Annotated in this window: 16 protein-coding genes; 7 read left to right on the top strand and 9 right to left on the bottom strand. The window is 32.8% G+C overall.

What is annotated here, in order from left to right; translation table 11 throughout:
* Positions 1-42: 42 nt before the first annotated feature.
* Entirely contained in the window at positions 43-2,001 is a 1,959-nt protein-coding gene (gyrB, locus tag H510_RS0108715; protein WP_026903975.1) for a DNA topoisomerase (ATP-hydrolyzing) subunit B, read from the bottom strand.
* A 234-nt stretch (positions 2,002-2,235) separates the two neighbouring features.
* Here gyrB and H510_RS0108710 point away from each other — a divergent pair, with 234 nt between their 5' ends.
* Entirely contained in the window at positions 2,236-3,159 is a 924-nt protein-coding gene (locus H510_RS0108710) for a DUF58 domain-containing protein (protein ID WP_036692373.1), read from the top strand.
* On the opposite strand, the gene H510_RS0108705 is transcribed toward H510_RS0108710, so the two are convergent.
* The 7 genes from H510_RS0108705 to H510_RS0108675 all read right to left on the bottom strand — a co-directional run bounded on the left by H510_RS0108705 (position 3,160) and on the right by H510_RS0108675 (position 8,741).
* A complete protein-coding gene (locus H510_RS0108705; protein WP_026903973.1) occupies positions 3,160-3,990 on the bottom strand; it encodes a mechanosensitive ion channel family protein in 831 nt (276 codons plus the stop codon). It abuts the gene before it with no gap.
* Positions 3,991-4,040: 50 nt separating this feature from the next.
* Complete coding sequence (locus tag H510_RS0108700) at positions 4,041-5,231, bottom strand: aspartate aminotransferase family protein (protein ID WP_026903972.1); 1,191 nt, start codon at positions 5,229-5,231, stop codon at positions 4,041-4,043.
* A 39-nt stretch (positions 5,232-5,270) separates the two neighbouring features.
* A complete protein-coding gene (locus H510_RS0108695; protein ID WP_026903971.1) occupies positions 5,271-5,684 on the bottom strand; it encodes a hypothetical protein in 414 nt (137 codons plus the stop codon).
* Between the two features lie 14 nt (positions 5,685-5,698).
* Positions 5,699-6,271, bottom strand: a complete 573-nt coding sequence (locus H510_RS0108690; RefSeq protein ID WP_026903970.1) for a hypothetical protein — start codon at positions 6,269-6,271, stop codon at positions 5,699-5,701.
* A 31-nt stretch (positions 6,272-6,302) separates the two neighbouring features.
* The gene (locus H510_RS0108685; RefSeq protein WP_026903969.1) at positions 6,303-6,845 is read right to left on the bottom strand and encodes a sigma-70 family RNA polymerase sigma factor; all 543 of its coding nucleotides are present in this window, start codon (positions 6,843-6,845) and stop codon (positions 6,303-6,305) included.
* A 67-nt stretch (positions 6,846-6,912) separates the two neighbouring features.
* Positions 6,913-7,866, bottom strand: a complete 954-nt coding sequence (locus H510_RS0108680) for a transketolase family protein (RefSeq protein ID WP_026903968.1) — start codon at positions 7,864-7,866, stop codon at positions 6,913-6,915.
* A gap of 29 nt (positions 7,867-7,895) precedes the next feature.
* A complete protein-coding gene (locus H510_RS0108675; RefSeq protein WP_026903967.1) occupies positions 7,896-8,741 on the bottom strand; it encodes a transketolase in 846 nt (281 codons plus the stop codon).
* Between the two features lie 206 nt (positions 8,742-8,947).
* On the opposite strand from H510_RS0108675, the gene H510_RS0108670 reads away from it, so the two are divergent.
* The 4 genes from H510_RS0108670 to H510_RS18535 are packed head-to-tail and all read left to right on the top strand — an operon-like array spanning position 8,948 to position 13,939.
* Positions 8,948-9,736, top strand: a complete 789-nt coding sequence (locus tag H510_RS0108670; RefSeq protein ID WP_155977902.1) for a hypothetical protein — start codon at positions 8,948-8,950, stop codon at positions 9,734-9,736.
* A gap of 1 nt (position 9,737) precedes the next feature.
* The gene (locus H510_RS0108665; RefSeq protein ID WP_026903965.1) at positions 9,738-10,946 is read left to right on the top strand and encodes a T9SS type B sorting domain-containing protein; all 1,209 of its coding nucleotides are present in this window, start codon (positions 9,738-9,740) and stop codon (positions 10,944-10,946) included.
* 3 nt (positions 10,947-10,949) lie between these two features.
* A complete protein-coding gene (locus H510_RS0108660) occupies positions 10,950-11,924 on the top strand; it encodes a PorP/SprF family type IX secretion system membrane protein (RefSeq protein WP_026903964.1) in 975 nt (324 codons plus the stop codon).
* Between the two features lie 2 nt (positions 11,925-11,926).
* The gene (locus H510_RS18535; RefSeq protein ID WP_051291122.1) at positions 11,927-13,939 is read left to right on the top strand and encodes an OmpA family protein; all 2,013 of its coding nucleotides are present in this window, start codon (positions 11,927-11,929) and stop codon (positions 13,937-13,939) included.
* 150 nt (positions 13,940-14,089) lie between these two features.
* Here the strand turns inward: H510_RS18535 and H510_RS0108650 are convergent, their stop codons facing one another.
* A complete protein-coding gene (locus H510_RS0108650) occupies positions 14,090-15,043 on the bottom strand; it encodes a Fic family protein (protein WP_036692368.1) in 954 nt (317 codons plus the stop codon).
* Positions 15,044-15,128: 85 nt separating this feature from the next.
* Here H510_RS0108650 and H510_RS0108645 point away from each other — a divergent pair, with 85 nt between their 5' ends.
* Positions 15,129-15,425 (top strand): Dabb family protein, encoded by a 297-nt coding sequence (locus H510_RS0108645; protein ID WP_026903962.1) that lies wholly within the window; start codon positions 15,129-15,131, stop codon positions 15,423-15,425.
* A gap of 202 nt (positions 15,426-15,627) precedes the next feature.
* A complete protein-coding gene (locus H510_RS0108640) occupies positions 15,628-17,343 on the top strand; it encodes an amino acid permease (protein WP_026903961.1) in 1,716 nt (571 codons plus the stop codon).
* Positions 17,344-17,757: the final 414 nt, after the last annotated feature.

Raw genomic sequence — 17,757 nt, 5'->3', positions numbered from 1 at the left:
ATCTGCAATTGGGGATTTTATTTTTATGTTAATATGTTTTAATTACAAATCTATATTAGCATATTTTGCATTCTTTTCAATAAACTCTCTACGAGGGGCAACTTCATCACCCATCAACATAGAAAAAATATGATCTGCTTCGGCAGCGTTATCAATGCTTACTTGTTTTAAGGTACGTGTTTTAGGGTTTAAGGTAGTTTCCCAAAGCTGCTCGGCATTCATCTCTCCTAAACCTTTGTAACGTTGTACGTGTACGCTATCTTCTTTACCTGCTCCTTTTAATCTTTGTATGGCTATATCACGTTGTGCATCATTCCAGCAATATTCAAATTCTTTACCTTTTTTTACTTGATAAAGTGGAGGTGCTGCAATATAAATATTTCCAAACTCTATCAATGTTTTCATGTATCTAAAGAAGAAAGTAAGAATCAGGGTGGTGATGTGAGAACCATCAATATCAGCATCCGTCATGATGATGATTTTATGGTATCTTAATTTTTCAATATTTAAAGCTTTATCATCATCCTGAGTACCAATACTAACACCTAAAGCAGTGAATATATTTTTTATCTCATCATTCTCGTATATTTTATGCTCCATCGCTTTTTCAACGTTCAAGATTTTACCTTTTAACGGAAGTATAGCCTGGAAATCTCTATCTCTGCCTTGTTTTGCAGTACCACCTGCAGAGTCGCCCTCAACTAGATAAAGTTCGCAAAGCATTGGGTCTTTGTTAGCACAATCGGCCAATTTACCAGGTAAACCAGAACCACCCATTACGTTCTTACGCTGTACCATTTCACGGGCTTTACGAGCGGCAGCCCTGGCTGTAGCAGCTATAATAACTTTGTTTACAATGAGTTTAGCTTCCTTTGGATTTTCTTCTAAGAAGTTACCCAAAGCTTCACCAACCGCAACGTCAACGGCACCGGTAACTTCATTGTTTCCTAGTTTTGTTTTGGTTTGCCCTTCAAACTGAGGTTCTTGTACTTTTACTGAGATAACCGCAGTTAAACCCTCTCTAAAATCGTCTCCAGTTATTTCAACTTTTAGATTTTTTAATAAACCAGATTTTTCTGCATAAGATTTTAAAGTACGGGTTAAGCCTCTTCTAAAACCTGCTACGTGTGTACCACCCTCAATGGTATTGATGTTATTTACGTAAGAATGTACATTCTCACTATAAGAATTATTATAAGTAAAAGCAAGTTCTACAGGGATACCGTTTTTCTCTCCTTCAATGTAAATTGCTTCTGGAATAAGTGGAGTACGGGTTTCATCCAAATATTGTACAAACTCTCTTAATCCACCTTCACTATAGAAGTGTTCTGATAAAAAAGTACCATCATCGGTTGTTTCTCTTTCATCGGTTAAGTTAAGTTTGATACCTTTATTTAAGAAAGCTAGTTCTCTTAATCTACCTGCTAATGTATCAAACTTATACTCGGTAGTTTGGGTAAAAATGCTATCATCAGGAGTAAAAGTAACTATCGTTCCCGTAATATTGGTTTCGCCAACAGTTTTAACATCATATTGGGGTTTACCGCAAGAATATTCTTGTACAAAGATTTTTCCATCACGATGAACTTCTGCTTTTAAATGGGTAGAAAGTGCGTTAACACAACTAACCCCAACTCCGTGTAAACCACCAGAAACTTTATAAGTGTCTTTATCAAATTTACCACCAGCGTGTAATACCGTCATTACAACTTCAAGAGCAGATTTTTTCTCTTTCGTATGCATTGCAGTAGGTATACCTCTACCATTATCTTTTACAGTGATGGAATTATCTTTATGGATGGTAACAAAGATATCAGAACAATATCCTGCTAAAGCTTCATCAATAGAGTTATCAACTACTTCATAAACAAGGTGATGTAATCCTTTAAAACCTGTATCACCAATATACATTGCCGGGCGCTTACGTACCGCTTCTAAACCTTCTAATACCTGTATATTATCTGCCGAATAATTTGACTTGTCTTCTTTTTCTTCGCTCATGATTTAAATTAGTAATAAATCAAAAATAAGCTTTTTTAACCGAATTTTATTGATAATGTGGATAAATAAAAAGTAGTTTAGTTTTTGATGTTAAATATTTGATTTTCAGTTTTTTATGTGTGATTTTTTAAATGAAAATTATCCACTTGTTTAAGGGTGATTTTTTTGAAAGGTGATGTTAAAATATATCCTGAAAATTAACGCTTATTTTAGATAAAAGCACTAGTTTTAAAGATGGCAATTCAAGAGATTAAACAGCAAGATTTATTGACTTTTGGTAACTTAGAAATTTTAGCTAACCAAGTTGTAGAAGGTTTTGTGACAGGGTTGCATAAAAGCCCTTTTCATGGTTTTTCTGTAGAATTTGCCGAACATAGGCTTTACAATGCCGGAGATTCTGTTAAGAATATCGATTGGAAGTTGTTTGCCAGAACAGATAGATATTTTACAAAGAAGTTTGAGGAAGAAACTAATCTGCGTTGTCAAATTTTAATTGATGCATCATCTTCTATGTATTACCCCCAGCAAGATATAAATAAGTTTCAGTTTTCGGTTATGTCTGCTGCTTGTATCATCAACTTATTAAAAAGACAAAGAGATTCTTTTGGATTAACTGTTTTTGCAGAGGATATAGAGCTTCATACTCCAGCAAAATCTACTCCAGTGCATCAAAAATATATTTACCACGAGTTAGAGAAATACCTGCAACAAAAAGCTACACAAAGAAAAACGCAGTTAGTTAAAAATTTACATGCCGTTGCAGATCAAATACCAAAGCGTTCTATGATAATTTTATTTTCAGATTTGTTCGAAAATTTCCTGCATAATGAGGATTTAGACCGCATATTTGCTGCTTTACAACATCTAAAATATAATAAGCATGAAGTTATAATTTTCAATGTTGCAGATGATAAACATGAGCTTAATTTCGATTTTGATAATAGACCGCACCATTTTATTGATATTGAAACTGGTGAAGAATTTAAGCTTAACCCTAAAGATTATGCAGAAATTTATCTGCAAAAGATGCAACATTTCCGGAGAGAAATAGCACTAAAATGCGGGCAATATAAAATTGATTATCTTAATACAAGTCTAACGCAAGGTTATTTTCATACACTGCAGGCTTGGTTACTTAAAAGAAACAAAATGCTATAATCAAGCATTGGTTTTGTTAACATGATGCAAGTATAAGTCTCTTTGTGGAAACGGTATAGTAATGCCCTCTTTATCAAATGCTTTCTTAATTTCTTCTAATTTATCTTGGTAAACATCCCAATATAAATTGTTTTCTACCACAGCTCTAACTTTAAGATTTACAGAATTGTCTGCCAAAGCGCCAACATAAATGTAAGGGTTGTCTTTATTGATGACTCTTTTATCAGTAAAAATAACCTCTTTGATAATACTTTTAACCTTGTCTATATCATCGTTATAGCCTATACCAAAAATCCACTCTACAGTACGGTTTGCTTCTGTTGTGTAATTGATAATCACATCGTTATAAAGTGGTCCATTTGGGATGATAATTGTTTTATTATCAAATGTTTTTAATACCGTGTGGAAAATTTGTATTTCTGATACGGAGCCAATAACACCTTGTGCTTCAATCACATCTGTAACTTTAAAAGGTTTAATCAGCAAAATTAAAATACCACCAGCAAAATTAGATAAACTACCTTGTAAGGCTAAACCTATCGCTAAGCCTGCGGCACCAAGTATGGCTATAAAAGATGTCATTTCTACACCTAAAGTAGAAAGTACCGTTAAAATGAGTAAAATGATTAGAGCGTTATGAATCAGGCTACTTAAAAATACTTGCAAAGAGGGCTCAACGCCTTTTTTTATGATGATGTTTTTAAACGTTCTGGATAAAAATTTAACAACTTGCCAGCCAATAATTAAAAGTAGTAAAGCTTTAATCAAGGTGAGAACAATATCTGCCCCTCGGGCAATAAAGAACTCTTTTGCATCTAAAAGGTATTCCATATATGGATGAATAGCCGCAAAAATGCTTCCAAAAATTTAAGCTTACTGCTTTATTCTTCTACTTCATCTATAACTTGTAGAATAATTTCACATGCTGTTTTAATTTGTTCATTAGTGATAATTAAAGGTGGAGCAATCCTCATTGCGGTATCACAATGTAAAAACCAATCTATGATAATACCTTTTTCAATACATTTTGAACTCACTTGTTCTACTTGTTTAAAGCTATGAAGTTGGATAGCTAGCATAAAACCCAATCCTCTGATTTCTTTTATTTTAGGATGTTTTAAGAGTTGTCTAAATAGATTTTCTTTTTCTTTTACATGATGAATATAACCTTCGTTCAAAATAGTTTCTAAACTTGCTAAACCAGCGGCACAACTTACTGGATGCCCCCCAAAAGTTGTAATATGCCCAAGAATGGGGTTAGCTTTGATGCTATCCATAACTTCTTTTGAAGCAATAAAAGCTCCAATAGGCATACCACCACCCATTCCCTTAGCTAATAGCAAAATATCAGGGTTAATATTAAAATGCTCAAACGCAAAAAGTTTTCCTGTTCTACCAAAACCTGTTTGTATTTCATCAAGAATAAGTAAGGTTCCGGTTTCATTACATTTGGCTCTTAAAGCTTGGATATACTCTTTATCTGGAACTCTAATTCCAGCTTCACCTTGTATGGTTTCTAATATAACGGCTGCTGTTTTTGTAGTGATTTGATTGATTTGTTGTTTTTGATTAAGTTCTATAAAACGTATATCTGGTAATAATGGGCGATAAGCTTGTTTGTAATATTCATTCCCCATAACGCTTAAAGCGCCGTGTGTACTGCCATGGTAAGAATTTTTAAATGCAATAATTTCTGTTCGGTTAGTAAATCTTTTAGCTAGTTTTAAGGCACCTTCAGTAGCCTCTGCTCCAGAATTTGTAAAGTAAACTGATGATAACGGCTTAGGTAAAACAGCAGCTAGTTGGCTAGCAAATTTAACTTGTGGTGTTTGTACAAACTCGCCATAAACAGTTAAGTGCATGTATTTATCTAGCTGGTTTTTGATAGCATCAATTACTTTTGGGTGGCGATGCCCTAAATTGCTAACAGCAAAACCAGAAACAAGGTCTATATGCGCTTTTCCTTGGGTGTCATAAAGGTAAATTCCTTCTGCTTTTTCTATTTCTAATAAGCGAGGAAAATCAGAAGTTTGCGCTGTATTAAGTAAGAATAATTGCTTTTGGCTTAACATGTTCAAATATAAACATATTATTAAGCAGCATAAAGCTATTTACTTTTTCAAATGTTTAATGAGTTCTTCTCTAAACTCTCTTTCTGCAATGTAAAGCGTTTTAATTTGTTCTGGAGATAAAACTTGTTGAAATCTTTTTCTGTATTGCTTTTTTAGCTGAAACATTTTTTCATCATAATAAAAATCATCATCAACAAGTTTTTGAGGATTATTTTTATTGATTTCTCTAGCCTCTCTTTTCTGGCGAAGAAGAAGGTTAACCTCTTGTAAATAAGACTTATACATAAAAGCAAAACTTTTAGAGTCTTCATCATTAAGTTCTAGCTTTTTTAAAACAAATTCAATTTTTAGAGCTTCAATTCTTTCTCCTTTTTTTTGTGGAGTTTGTGCCTGAATAGCATTAACAGAAACTACAAAAAGTAAAATAAAGATGATATATAAAAGCTTTTTCATGTTTTGTTAATTACTTATTCCTGATTTATATCCTGATATAAATCGCTTTCAAAGGTAGCAACATCATCTAAATTTTCTATCATTAAGTTTACATCATTAGCATCAGAATGGAATTTTAAATAATTAATAATCTCCTCGTCAGGAATGGTAGATAATTGATGATCTACGGTTTGATTGTCTGGATAATTTAAATAAATACCAAAACTTATAGCTAGCAAAACTACCGCAGCAGAAGCATATTTAATGATATTTAATTTAAATATTTTGGTTTTTTTATCTACTGATCTAGATATGATTTGCTCTTCAAGTACTTCAAAGTAATGCGTAGGAACTTTAAATAAGTCAGAACTTTCTTGTTTTAGGCCTGCTAATTTAACTTCACTTAACAATTTTTGTGTAAGATTCTCTTGGTAAGTTTCAGGTATACTAAAATCGGCTTTATTTATAGCTGATAGTTTTATTTGGGCAAGAATACCTTCTTGTAGTTGGTTAAAATAATTTTTATCTACGGTAAAAGGGTTTCTTTTTAAATCATCATTCAAAAAGGTGCTATCTATTTCTCTTTCCTTATTTTCCTCTCTGTCCATACTCTTAATGATTGTTTTTTTTAACGAAGGTTTAATCTGATGCTAATAAAAATTGTTCTATCTTTTTAACAGCAAGGTGATAAGAAGCCTTTAAAGCACCTACGCTAGTCCCCAAAATGTCTGATATTTCTTGAAATTTTAAATCATCATAATACTTCATATTAAAAACTAATCTTTGTTTTTCTGGAAGTTTTAACAATGCTTTTTGTAGTTTTTTTTGTATTTGATCTCCGGTAAAGTAATTATCATCGTTTAAACTTTCGCTTAATTTCTCTGATAGTTCTTCAAAAGATGAGTTGAATTTGGTTTTCTTTTTGTTTAAAAATGTGATACTTTCATTAGTAGCAATTCTGTAAAGCCATGTATAGAGTTGAGAATCTTGGCGAAAAGCAGCTAAATTTTTCCATACTTTAATAAACACGTCTTGTACAACATCATCTGCATCCTCGTGTTCGATAACAATTCTACGTATATGCCAATAGATTTTTTGTTGGTACTTATTCAATAGCAGTTTAAAACCCAATTCTTGAGTTTGCGGATTATTAAACTTTTCTAATATTTCTGAATCCTCTATTTGCATCTTTACCCAAATATAAAAAGCCGAAGCATAACTTCGGCTTTTAAATAATATGTTTTGAAGATTATTTTCTCTTCATTACTTTCTTAGCAGCTTCAATAATGTTAGTGCTATCTAATCCGTATTTTTTCATTAAGTCTGCTGGTGTTCCGCTTTCGCCGAAAGTATCATTAACCGCAACAAATTCTTGAGGCGTTGGTAGTTGTGTTGCTAAAAGTTGTGCTACACTTTCTCCTAAACCACCGTATCTGTTATGTTCTTCACAAGTTACAATACAGCCTGTTTTTTTAACTGAATTTAAAATAGCCTCTTCATCTAGCGGTTTAATAGTGTGTATATTGATGATTTCAGCATTAATACCTTCTTCAGCCAATTTCTCGCCAGCTAAAATAGCTTCCCATACTAAATGGCCTGTTGCAATAATGGTTACATCAGTACCTTCATTAACTATCCAAGCTTTACCAATTTCAAACTTTTGGTCGGCAGGGGTAAATACAGGAATTACAGGACGACCAAAACGTAAATAAACAGGACCTTCGTGTTCTGCTATAGCTAAAGTAGCGGCTTTTGTTTGGTTATAGTCACAAGGATTGATAACTGTCATTCCTGGTAACATTTTCATCATACCAATATCCTCAAGAATTTGGTGTGTAGCACCGTCTTCTCCTAAAGTTAAACCGGCATGAGAAGCACAAATTTTTACATTTTTATCTGAATAAGCTACAGATTGTCTAATCTGGTCGTAAACTCTTCCTGTAGAAAAGTTAGCAAACGTTCCGGTAAAAGGAATTTTGCCACCTATAGTCATACCTGCAGCAATACCAATCATGTTAGCTTCTGCAATACCAACTTGTACAAATCTATCAGGGAATTCTTTTTGGAAATCTCCCATTTTTAATGAACCAATTAAATCAGCACAAAGCGCAACAATATTTTCGTTTTTTCTACCAGCTTCTAATAATCCGGCGCCAAAGCCAGAGCGAGTATCTTTTTTTTCAGTATAAGTATATTTTTTCATTATAATTTTTGGTTAAAGGTGATGAAAGATTAGAAATCGCCAAATGTTTCTTCTAGTTGAGTAAATGCTTCGGCAAGTTGTTCTGCATTTGGTGCAATACCATGCCATTTATGAGAACCTTCCATAAAATCAACACCTTTGCCCATCTCTGTTTTCATCAAAATCATGATAGGTTTACCATTTCCTGTTTTTGATTTAGCTTCTTCTAAGGTAGCTACTAGTTCTTTCATGTTGTTGCCATCTGTGTGCATCACATCCCAACCAAAAGCCAAGAATTTAGCTTCTAGATTCATTAAATCTAGTACTTTAGATGTTGGTCCGTCTATTTGTTGGCCATTTACGTCTACAGTACAAATTAAGTTGTCTACTTTATTAAAAGGGGCAAACATGGCAGCTTCCCAGTTTTGGCCTTCTTGTAGTTCTCCGTCTCCGTGTAAAGAGAATACAATACCACTATCTTTATTGATTTTCTTGGTTAAAGCAGCACCAATAGCAACAGACATGCCTTGACCTAGAGAACCTGAAGCAATTCTTATTCCTGGTAAATGCTCGTGAGTAGTTGGATGGCCTTGAAGTCTTGAGTTTAATTTTCTAAAGGTTTTGAGCTCAGCAATATCAAAATAACCTGCTCTAGCTAAAACACTATAAAAAACCGGAGAAATATGACCGTTTGATAAGAAGAATAAATCTTCTCCGGTGCCATCCATATTAAACTCTGGGTTATGTTTCATTACTCTAAAGTATAGTGCAACAAGGTAATCTGCACATCCTAATGAGCCTCCCGGATGCCCTGATTGGCATTCATAAACCATCTTGATAATATCTCTTCTCACTTGAGAAGCCATTTTTTCTAAGTCGCTAATTTCTGTAGTCATTTCTTGGTTGTTGTAATAATTACACTAAAGTAAACATTTTGATGAAATTGAATAGATTAGAATTGTTAAGAAATTAACATTTTGATGTTGAAAACTTTATTGTTGATTTGGTTAAAATTAAAGGAATCTTTGTTAGAATAATTATAATAAAGATTTTTTATTGATAAAAATGTTTATAACTTTATGTTGATAACTTAATAACCTATATGAATAAATTCCTACCTGCTTTTATGTGCTCTTTTCGCTTACCAGTTTTTACATGCTATTTAGTGTGTCAATATTTGTTGCTGAGTTTAAATACTGTACAAGCGCAAGCTGTTGGTGACGTTGGTATTGGCACTAACACACCTTATCAGAGTGCGGCTTTGGATATATCTTCTACAACTAAAGGTTTATTAATACCACGTTTAACTACGGCTCAAAGAAATACTTTGCAAACAAGCTTCGGAACAAACCCAACAGCAGCCAATGGTATGATGATTTATAACGTTAGTACCTCAAGATTTAATTATTGGAACGGTGCACAATGGAATGATGTAGGGGTAACCTCAACACCTTTAAATGGTACACAATGGTTTGTAGGGGCTAGTATTCCGCCTGGAGGGCTAGCACCTAATTTAAGTTCTTTAGGTAATAGCGGTGATTTATATTTAGACGGTTTTACTGGTTTTGTTTATGTTAAACAAGGTAGTAGCTGGTCTCCGCTTAGGGTTGGTACGGCTAATATCCATGTTAATTTAAAAGGAATAAAGGCTACTCAAGCGATTATTGCGGGCTCTGTTTCTGCTAATTCTTCTTTAAAGCAAACTTATACAGTAGTAGGTGCCTTACCTGGTGGTGCTGTTTCTGTTTCACCAGATGTAGAGCTTCTAGATGGTTTACTAATAGCTTATGCTAGAGTTTCAGCTGTTGATACTGTTGAAATAAAATTTATTAATGTTTCTGGTGCTGCAATTCCATTGCCTGCTAATTTATCCATTGTTGTAACAAATTGAGATGAAAAAAAGATTAATACTTTTTTCTTTCATTTTTATTGGAACCACTTTTCTTGAGGCTCAAGCTCAATTCGTAAGTAATGGCATAATGTCTGTCAGGAGTACCGGTTTATTATCTGTAAAGAATGATTTTATAAAAGCAGGTAATGGTGTTATATTAAATGATGGATTGATAAATATTACGGGTAACTGGATAAATAATTCATCTGGAGCAGCTTTTAATGTGGTTTCTGCTGGAAGTGTAGTGCTTTCTGGTAATAATCAGGTTGTAAGTGGATTATCTGTAACTCGTTTTCCTGGCTTAACTCTTACTGGCACTGGAGTTAAAACTCTTGCTATCAATACTGATGTAAACGTTGGATTAGACTTAACAGATAGAGAGCTTAAACTAGAGGATAAAACTCTTACCATTTTAACAGGAAGGGCAGATGCGGTAAAAACAACTACGGGTTTTGTGAGTACTAATATAGGAGGGAAATTTCAAAGATTAACCAATCTTACTGATAATTATTTATTTCCTTTAGGTTCTAATGAAGGAGGAACTTTAAGACTTAGTAATCTGATAGTAAGTCCAAAAGATAATACAGACAATATTTATGGTGTTACTTTTATCAACAGAAATCCTTCTAATGATGGTTACGCAACTACACAAAAAAGATTTGATGTAAATACGGTTAATGATAAATATTACTATGTTTTAGACCATGTATCTGGCAATACACCTGCCGATTTTACATTATTCTATAATGCCGTTAACGATGGTAGTTTTAATCAAATTGTAAGTTGGCTTAAACCATTGATAGGGTGGGAAAAGGCAGGTATATCAAATTCACAAACTATACCGGGTAACAATGGTTTTGATGCTTCTTTAACTTTTTCTTCCTTAAAGTCTTTTACAAATATACCAGTAACTTTTGCAGGTACCTTAACCAATAATGATCCTTTTACTTTCTTCAATACGTTTACACCTAACGGAGATGGAAAAAATGATAGGTGGGAGATTAAAAACATTGATTTATTTCCTGATAACGAATTGATTATTTTGAATAGGTGGGGAGCAGAAGTATTTAACATCAAGAATTATAACAACAGCAAAGCTTGGGATGGTTCTGGCTTAAGTTCTGGAACGTATTATTACCTATTAAAGGTAAATGTAAACGGCGAGCCAAAAGTTTATAAAGGATTTATTGCTTTACTTAAAAATGAATAAGAAATGAGAAAAATCTTTTTAAACTTCATTTTGCTAGTAGCTAGTTTAAATGTTTGGGCTCAACAAGATGCACAATACAGTCAGTACATGTTTAATAGTTTGGTTATAAATCCTGCTTATGCTGGGTATAAAGAAACTGTTAACCTTAGTTTACTTTACAGAAACCAATGGGTTGATGTAGAAGGGGCTCCTAAAACACAATCTTTAGTTTTGGATGCTGCTGTAGCAGATGATAAAATTGGTTTAGGCCTTAGTGTGGTAAATGATAAATCAGGAATACAAGATCAATTTTCTGCTTTTGCTAATATAGCCTATCGTATTCCCTTAGTCGGAGAGTCGAGATTGTCTTTTGGTTTAGGGGTAGGTTTTACTCAATTAGGAGTTAATGGTAGCGCAGCTATCATAGATGATATTTCTGATACTGAATTTTTATCAGGCAAATCAACCGGATTAGCACCAGATATCAGATTTGGTATTCATTACAGTACTGAAAAATTATACATTGGTTTATCAGCTATAAATTTAATGGAGAAAGCTGTTGATTTTAGTACATCATCTCAAACCTTGCAAGTAAAACAAAGCCAAAATTACTTTTTAACAGCAGGTTATTTAGTAGAAGTTTCTGATTTTTTAAAGTTTAAACCTTCTATTATGTTAAGAGAAGATACTAAAGGACCTACTAACTTTGATATAAATAATTTTTTTTTACTAGGAGAGCGTATTTGGTTGGGAGCCTCTTATCGTACTTCTTTAAAACTGTGGGATAAGCCTGCTATTATCGGTACACCTAATTTTAACAATGCAGTTGTGGGTTTGTTAGAGTTTTTTGCAGGTAAATCTTGGAGACTAGGTTATGCGTATGATTATTCTTTATCTAATATAAGAGGATATAATAATGGTACACATGAAATCTCTTTAGGTTTGATAATAAATGGTGGGAAAAGAGATTTAACAATTTTATCACCTAGATATTTTTAGATATGAAACTTAAGAATCTGTTATTCATTGGCGGAAGTTTTTGCTTAATAACCTTAGGTGTGTTGGTTGCACCTAAAATGTTAAAATCTGATGATTTAGGTAAAGCAAACAAATATTATGAAAAGTATGACTATAAATTTGCTATCGAGATTTATGAAAAACTTTTAGAAAAAAGCCCTAGCCTAGAGGTTGCACAAAAATTAGCCAATTGTTATCGCTTTATAAATAATACTGTTGCTGCAGAAAGAGCTTATGCAACAGTTTTAACTTTTCCAGGATTTGACCCCATCAATTATATTTATTACGCCGGAATTTTAAAACAGAACGGTAAATTTGACCAAGCTAAGCGTAATTATTTAATGTATGCAGAGCGTGTTCCGGCAAGAAGTGATTACGCTGTAAGATTAGCTAATAGTTGCGATGCTGCAAGATTATGGTTACAAAATCCAGATTTGAACGTAGATATTGAAAATGAAAATTCATTTAATACGGAGCATGCAGATTTTTCTCCAGTAGCTTATGATAATGGATTTTTAATCATATCTGATAGATGGTTTCTAAAATCACCAGGAAGCGATAAAAATGCTAAAGTTTATGGTTGGACAGGTAATTCTTTCCTTAAGATTTATCAGGCAGAGCAGGCTAAAGATTCCGCAGCTGGCGTAATGCAACTAACTCTTTTGCCAGAGCAAATTAATGATAAATATCATAACGGTCCTGCAACTATAAGTGCTGATGGAAACATTATATATTTTACAAGAGCCGGTGTTGTAGAGGAAACAGATCTTAAAAAATTAAAGGATGTAGTGATCAAAAAAACCATTTATATTTCCTCTAAAAGAAATGGCGTTTGGTCTGAAGCAACACCATTTCCTTATAATAATGTTTATCAATATTCTGTACAACATCCAGCTTTAAGCCCTGATGGTAATATTCTTTATTTTGCTTCTGATATGCCAGGCGGTTACGGAGGAATGGATTTATATTATTCAGAGAAATCAGGCAATGGATGGTCAAAGCCTATAAATTGTGGAAATACTATAAACTCAGAGGAAGATGAAGTATTTCCGTTTGTGAGAAAAGATGGTACTCTGTATTTTTCCTCAAGAGGGCACATTACTATAGGGGGCTTAGATATTTTTTCATCAACAGGAGTTAAAAATAATTGGACAGAACCTGAAAATTTAAAGTCTCCATTTAATTCAACAAGAGATGATTTTGGTGTATTTTTCTTTCAAGATAATTTAAGCGGCTATTTATCTTCTAATCGCCCAGGTGGTAAAGGCTCAGATGATATTTATAGATTTTATCAAAAGCCCAAAGAACAATTTTATGCAGTTGATGGTAAAGTAACTGAGAAAGGAACTGGTAGCCCAATTGCAGGTTTAAAGATATTTTTAATTAACAAAAATACTGGCGAGGAGAAATCCACCTTATCAGCAGAAGATGGATCTTTTAAATTTAATTTAGATAAAGAAACAGATTATACCGTAAGAGGCGATATGGATAAATTCTTTTCTAGACAAGAGGGAGATATAACCACTAAAGGGGCTACAGAGTCTATTGTTTTCAATGTAAAATTTGAGGTTGAAAAAGTTGAAGAAGCTTATCTGGTAAGGCTAAATAATATTTATTATGATTTTGATAAATATCAAGTCAGAAAAGATGCAGAACCAGAATTAAATAAGGTTGTTGCTTTTTTAAATAGTACACCAGATGTAAATATCGAGTTAAGATCTCATACTGATGCAAGAGGTAAGGCTGCCTACAATCAGAAACTATCAGAACTAAGAGCAGCTTCAGCAAAAGAATATCTAAAAACAAAGGGTATAGAGATAAAGCGTTTAAGTTCTAAAGGCTATGGCGAAAGCCAACTTTTAAATAAATGTGTTGATGGTACTCAATGCTCTGAAGAGCAACATCAGCTAAATAGAAGAACAGAGTTTAAAGTTGTAAAAGTAAATCCAGTATTTTCTTACGCTCCGATACCTTTTAAGAGTTTTTCATATCGTTAATAGTTATCTCAACAAAAGCTTAAGAAAAGTTCTAAATATAAACTATTAGCTTATAAATGATACCCCCTCAATTTTAAATGAAAATGGAGGGGGGTAATTGTAAAAACTATTTTCTGGATAAATCAATTTTCTTAGAGATGATAAAACAGACTATCTTTTTCGTTTTCTATTAGCTATATATGCCAATACTGCTTCTTTAGAAGTAAGCCAGTTCTTACCTTCTTTATAAGCATCAATTTTACCTCTTCTGGCAAGTAAGCTAATGTATTCTTGCCCATAATCAAAACCGGGTTCTTGTACTAAATTAGCAATTTCCATAAAGTTATCATCGGCGCCTGGCATAGCATTTAAATAAATATTAAGAGTACGCTCTACTGCCTGTGTAATCAATAAGATTAGTTTACCGTAATTACCATTGTTAGCTTGGTTTAAGGCTTCATAATATTTTTTTCTATCATTTTTAAGAATAATAGCAGGTGGGAAACCTTTACGCATCAATAATAAATTCATGACTAAACGTACTGTTCTTCCATTACCATCAAAAAAAGGATGAATCCAAACAAATTTATGATGGAAAACTGTAGCCAGTTCAATATCATTTAAACCTAATGGATTATAATTAACAAAATTGATAAGTTCATCAACTAAATCTGATACTTTATTGGCATTGGGCGGAATAAAGTTAGCACCTGAAATTCTTACGCCACCGTTTCTTAACCTTCCAGCAAAATCATCTTCAATGCTTTTCAATACCAAAGCATGTAAAGAAAGAATATCAATAGCTCGTAACTGATACTTTTCATCAACCAAGTTATATAAATAATCAATAGCTTTATCATGGTTATAGGCTTCAAAATGCTCTCTTAAGGATTTTCCTTTTATAGTTATCCCTTCTTGAATGACCAATTGTGTTTCTCTTAAATTAAGGGTATTGCCTTCTATGGAGTTAGAATTATAAGTCCATTCTAGCACTAAGCTTTCTTTAATTTTGTGAAGAGCACTTATGGGCAAAGGTCTACTAGCCTTAAGTTTTTCCAACTTGGTATTAAGCCGCTCAAAAACTAAGTCGTATTCTTCTCTGTATGATAAGTCTATTTCCCACATATCCCAAATATCGGTATTTATTTTTAGTTATTTAAACGATATTAATTATTTTTTTCAAATGCTATCTTTGGCAAAAAAAAATTTTATGCTTACTCATCACGTACTATTTTGGCTTAAAGCCGATACAACTGAAAATCAAAAAAATGCTTTTCGTAAAGGATTAGAGTCTTTAGAAAAAATTGAAACCGTTAAATCTATTTTTATTGGAACACCAGCACCCATTGAAAGAGCAGTGGTTGATACCACCTACACCTTTTCTTTAATTACTTTATTTGAGGATTTAGCAGGGCATGATGTTTACCAAACTCATCCAGTACATCTAGCTTTCTTAGATGAGTTCAGAGTTTTATTTGAAAGAGTCATCATTTATGATTCTATTTAGTTGATATCATAAAACAAGCAATTCATATTAATTGCTTGTTTTATGCATCTAACCTAAATGGTTTTGAGTTATCAAGGTAATTAAATAAATATTTTTACAAATAAAATCGCATGAGCTAATTGCTTTTGTAAAAATTATAGCTCATTTTTTTATTTTCTTTCTGTAAATGATACAATAATCTTTATTTTGTTGAGATTTCAATATGAAGAAAGATTTACTAAGAAAGAAAAGTATTGCTAAAATACTACAAGATAGCAAAGAAGGCTTTAATGATGGTGAGCATCATGGTTTAAATAAAGTTTTAAAAGTAAAAGACCTCACTTTCATGGGTATAGCTGCAGTAATAGGTGCAGGTATATTTTCTACTATAGGAGAAGCTTCTTATAACGGAGGTCCTGGGGTTTCTATACTTTTCGTTTTAACCGCAATAACTTGTGGATTCTCTGCACTTTGTTATGCTGAGTTTGCTTCTAGGATACCAGTTTCTGGCAGTGCTTACACTTATGCCTACGCTTCTTTTGGAGAGTTGATAGCTTGGATCATAGGGTGGGACTTATTGATGGAGTACGCTATTGGTAATATTGCAGTTGCTATTTCTTGGAGTGGATATTTCGTTAATCTTTTACAAGGGTTTAATATTCATATCCCAGCCTACCTTACCATGGATTATTTAAGTGCCTTTAAAGCGAATGAAGAAGTACTAATGTTAATTAAGAGTGGAGTTTCTTTAAATACCCTTAGTGAAAATACTTTAAACGCTGCTCAAGCCTGGACAAGTGCCCCAAGTATTGGTGGCTTAAAAATTATTGCTGATATACCTGCTTTATTGATTGTATTCTTAATAACTTTTTTGGTATATATTGGTATAAAAGAAACTAAAAGAGCTACTAATGCTATGGTTATATTAAAAATAGTTGTGGTTTTAGCGGTTATTGTGGTAGGTTTTTTTTATGTAACACCTGCCAACTGGCATCCCTTTTTGCCAAATGGCTTTAGTGGTATGATGAAAGGTGTATCTGGAGTTTTCTTTGCCTATATTGGTTTTGATGCTATTTCTACCACTGCCGAAGAATGTGAAAATCCGCAAAAAGACCTACCCAAAGGAATGATCTACTCTTTGATTATTTGTACAGTACTTTACATTTTAATTGCCTTAGTACTTACAGGAATGGTTAATTATAAAGAATTACAAGTGTCTGATCCTCTGGCTTTTGTTTTTGAAAGAGTAGGGTTAAATCAGATTGGTTATATCATTTCTGTTAGTGCGGTTATTGCCACAGCTAGTGTTTTACTAATTTTTCAAATGGGGCAACCTAGAATTTGGATGAGCATGAGTAGAGACGGTTTACTCCCAAAAGCGTTTTCCAGAATACATCCCAAGTTTAAAACACCTTCTTTTTCAACAATAGTTACAGGGCTTGTTGTAGCAATACCAGCACTATTTATGAACTTAACAGAAGTAACCGATTTAACAAGTATAGGAACTTTATTTGCTTTTGTGTTGGTTTGCGGAGGAGTTTTACTTTTACCAAAGGATGAAGATACAAGTAGTAAAAAAAGGTTTAAAATGCCTTACATCAATGGAAAGTATATTGTTCCATTGTTAATGATGATACTGGGTGCAGCTTTTTATAATCAAATTTTAAATCTTTTTAATTTTAACCAAAGCTGGGAAATTATTAAAGAACAAATTCCCTTTTACTTATTTATGATTTTGGCTATAACCATGGCTATATTATCTTTTCTTAAAAATCTATCTTTAATACCTGTTCTGGGGCTTTTAAGTTGTAGTTATTTGATGACGGAATTGGGATATACCAATTGGTTAAGATTTCTAATATGGCTAGGCATTGGTCTTGTGATTTACTTTTGCTACGGAATAAGAAAAAGTAAACTTAATCAAATACAAACAGAATAGTAAGGCTGTAAATTTCCTCAAATCTCAACAATATTACACAGTAATAATCAAATTCACTTTAGCTACGTCAAATTAGTGTGATAGATTATTTTCTACACAATATGTATTTATTTGCCTATTTCTAGCCTTCTGTTTGAGATTAAATTAGTTTAAGTTGTTGGTTTATAGTTCTTTATATTATTTTCATGAGTTGTTGTAATTTTTTATGGATTACCTTCTCAGTCTTCTCAAATTTTGGGACTTAAAATTGAATAAAAGTTACTTTAAATGAATTTGAGATGAAAACTTTAATAACATTAATTTTTATTACCTGTATTGGTATATATTATTTCATGAACGAATACCATTGGAAAAAAAATAATCCAGAAGGTTTTGTGAAATCTAAAGCTGAGGTTGAACTAATACTGAAATCAA

The organism is Pedobacter glucosidilyticus DSM 23534 (assembly GCF_000425145.1).
Classification (GTDB): Bacteria; Bacteroidota; Bacteroidia; order Sphingobacteriales; family Sphingobacteriaceae; genus Pseudopedobacter; species Pseudopedobacter glucosidilyticus.
Note: the sequence above shows the minus strand (reverse complement) of the source record. Positions and strands in the feature narration are given on the sequence as shown.

Bases quoted from the DNA above. Each gene is read 5' to 3' on its own strand.
- gyrB (WP_026903975.1), bottom strand. From the start codon at position 2,001: ATGAGCGAAGAAAAAGAAGACAAGTCAAATTATTCGGCAGATAATATA.
- H510_RS0108710 (WP_036692373.1), top strand. From the start codon at position 2,236: ATGGCAATTCAAGAGATTAAACAGCAAGATTTATTGACTTTTGGTAAC.
- H510_RS0108705 (WP_026903973.1), bottom strand. From the start codon at position 3,990: ATGGAATACCTTTTAGATGCAAAAGAGTTCTTTATTGCCCGAGGGGCA.
- H510_RS0108700 (WP_026903972.1), bottom strand. From the start codon at position 5,231: ATGTTAAGCCAAAAGCAATTATTCTTACTTAATACAGCGCAAACTTCT.
- H510_RS0108695 (WP_026903971.1), bottom strand. From the start codon at position 5,684: ATGAAAAAGCTTTTATATATCATCTTTATTTTACTTTTTGTAGTTTCT.
- H510_RS0108690 (WP_026903970.1), bottom strand. From the start codon at position 6,271: ATGGACAGAGAGGAAAATAAGGAAAGAGAAATAGATAGCACCTTTTTG.
- H510_RS0108680 (WP_026903968.1), bottom strand. From the start codon at position 7,866: ATGAAAAAATATACTTATACTGAAAAAAAAGATACTCGCTCTGGCTTT.
- H510_RS0108675 (WP_026903967.1), bottom strand. From the start codon at position 8,741: ATGACTACAGAAATTAGCGACTTAGAAAAAATGGCTTCTCAAGTGAGA.
- H510_RS0108670 (WP_155977902.1), top strand. From the start codon at position 8,948: ATGAATAAATTCCTACCTGCTTTTATGTGCTCTTTTCGCTTACCAGTT.
- H510_RS0108665 (WP_026903965.1), top strand. From the start codon at position 9,738: ATGAAAAAAAGATTAATACTTTTTTCTTTCATTTTTATTGGAACCACT.
- H510_RS0108660 (WP_026903964.1), top strand. From the start codon at position 10,950: ATGAGAAAAATCTTTTTAAACTTCATTTTGCTAGTAGCTAGTTTAAAT.
- H510_RS18535 (WP_051291122.1), top strand. From the start codon at position 11,927: ATGAAACTTAAGAATCTGTTATTCATTGGCGGAAGTTTTTGCTTAATA.
- H510_RS0108650 (WP_036692368.1), bottom strand. From the start codon at position 15,043: ATGTGGGAAATAGACTTATCATACAGAGAAGAATACGACTTAGTTTTT.
- H510_RS0108645 (WP_026903962.1), top strand. From the start codon at position 15,129: ATGCTTACTCATCACGTACTATTTTGGCTTAAAGCCGATACAACTGAA.
- H510_RS0108640 (WP_026903961.1), top strand. From the start codon at position 15,628: ATGAAGAAAGATTTACTAAGAAAGAAAAGTATTGCTAAAATACTACAA.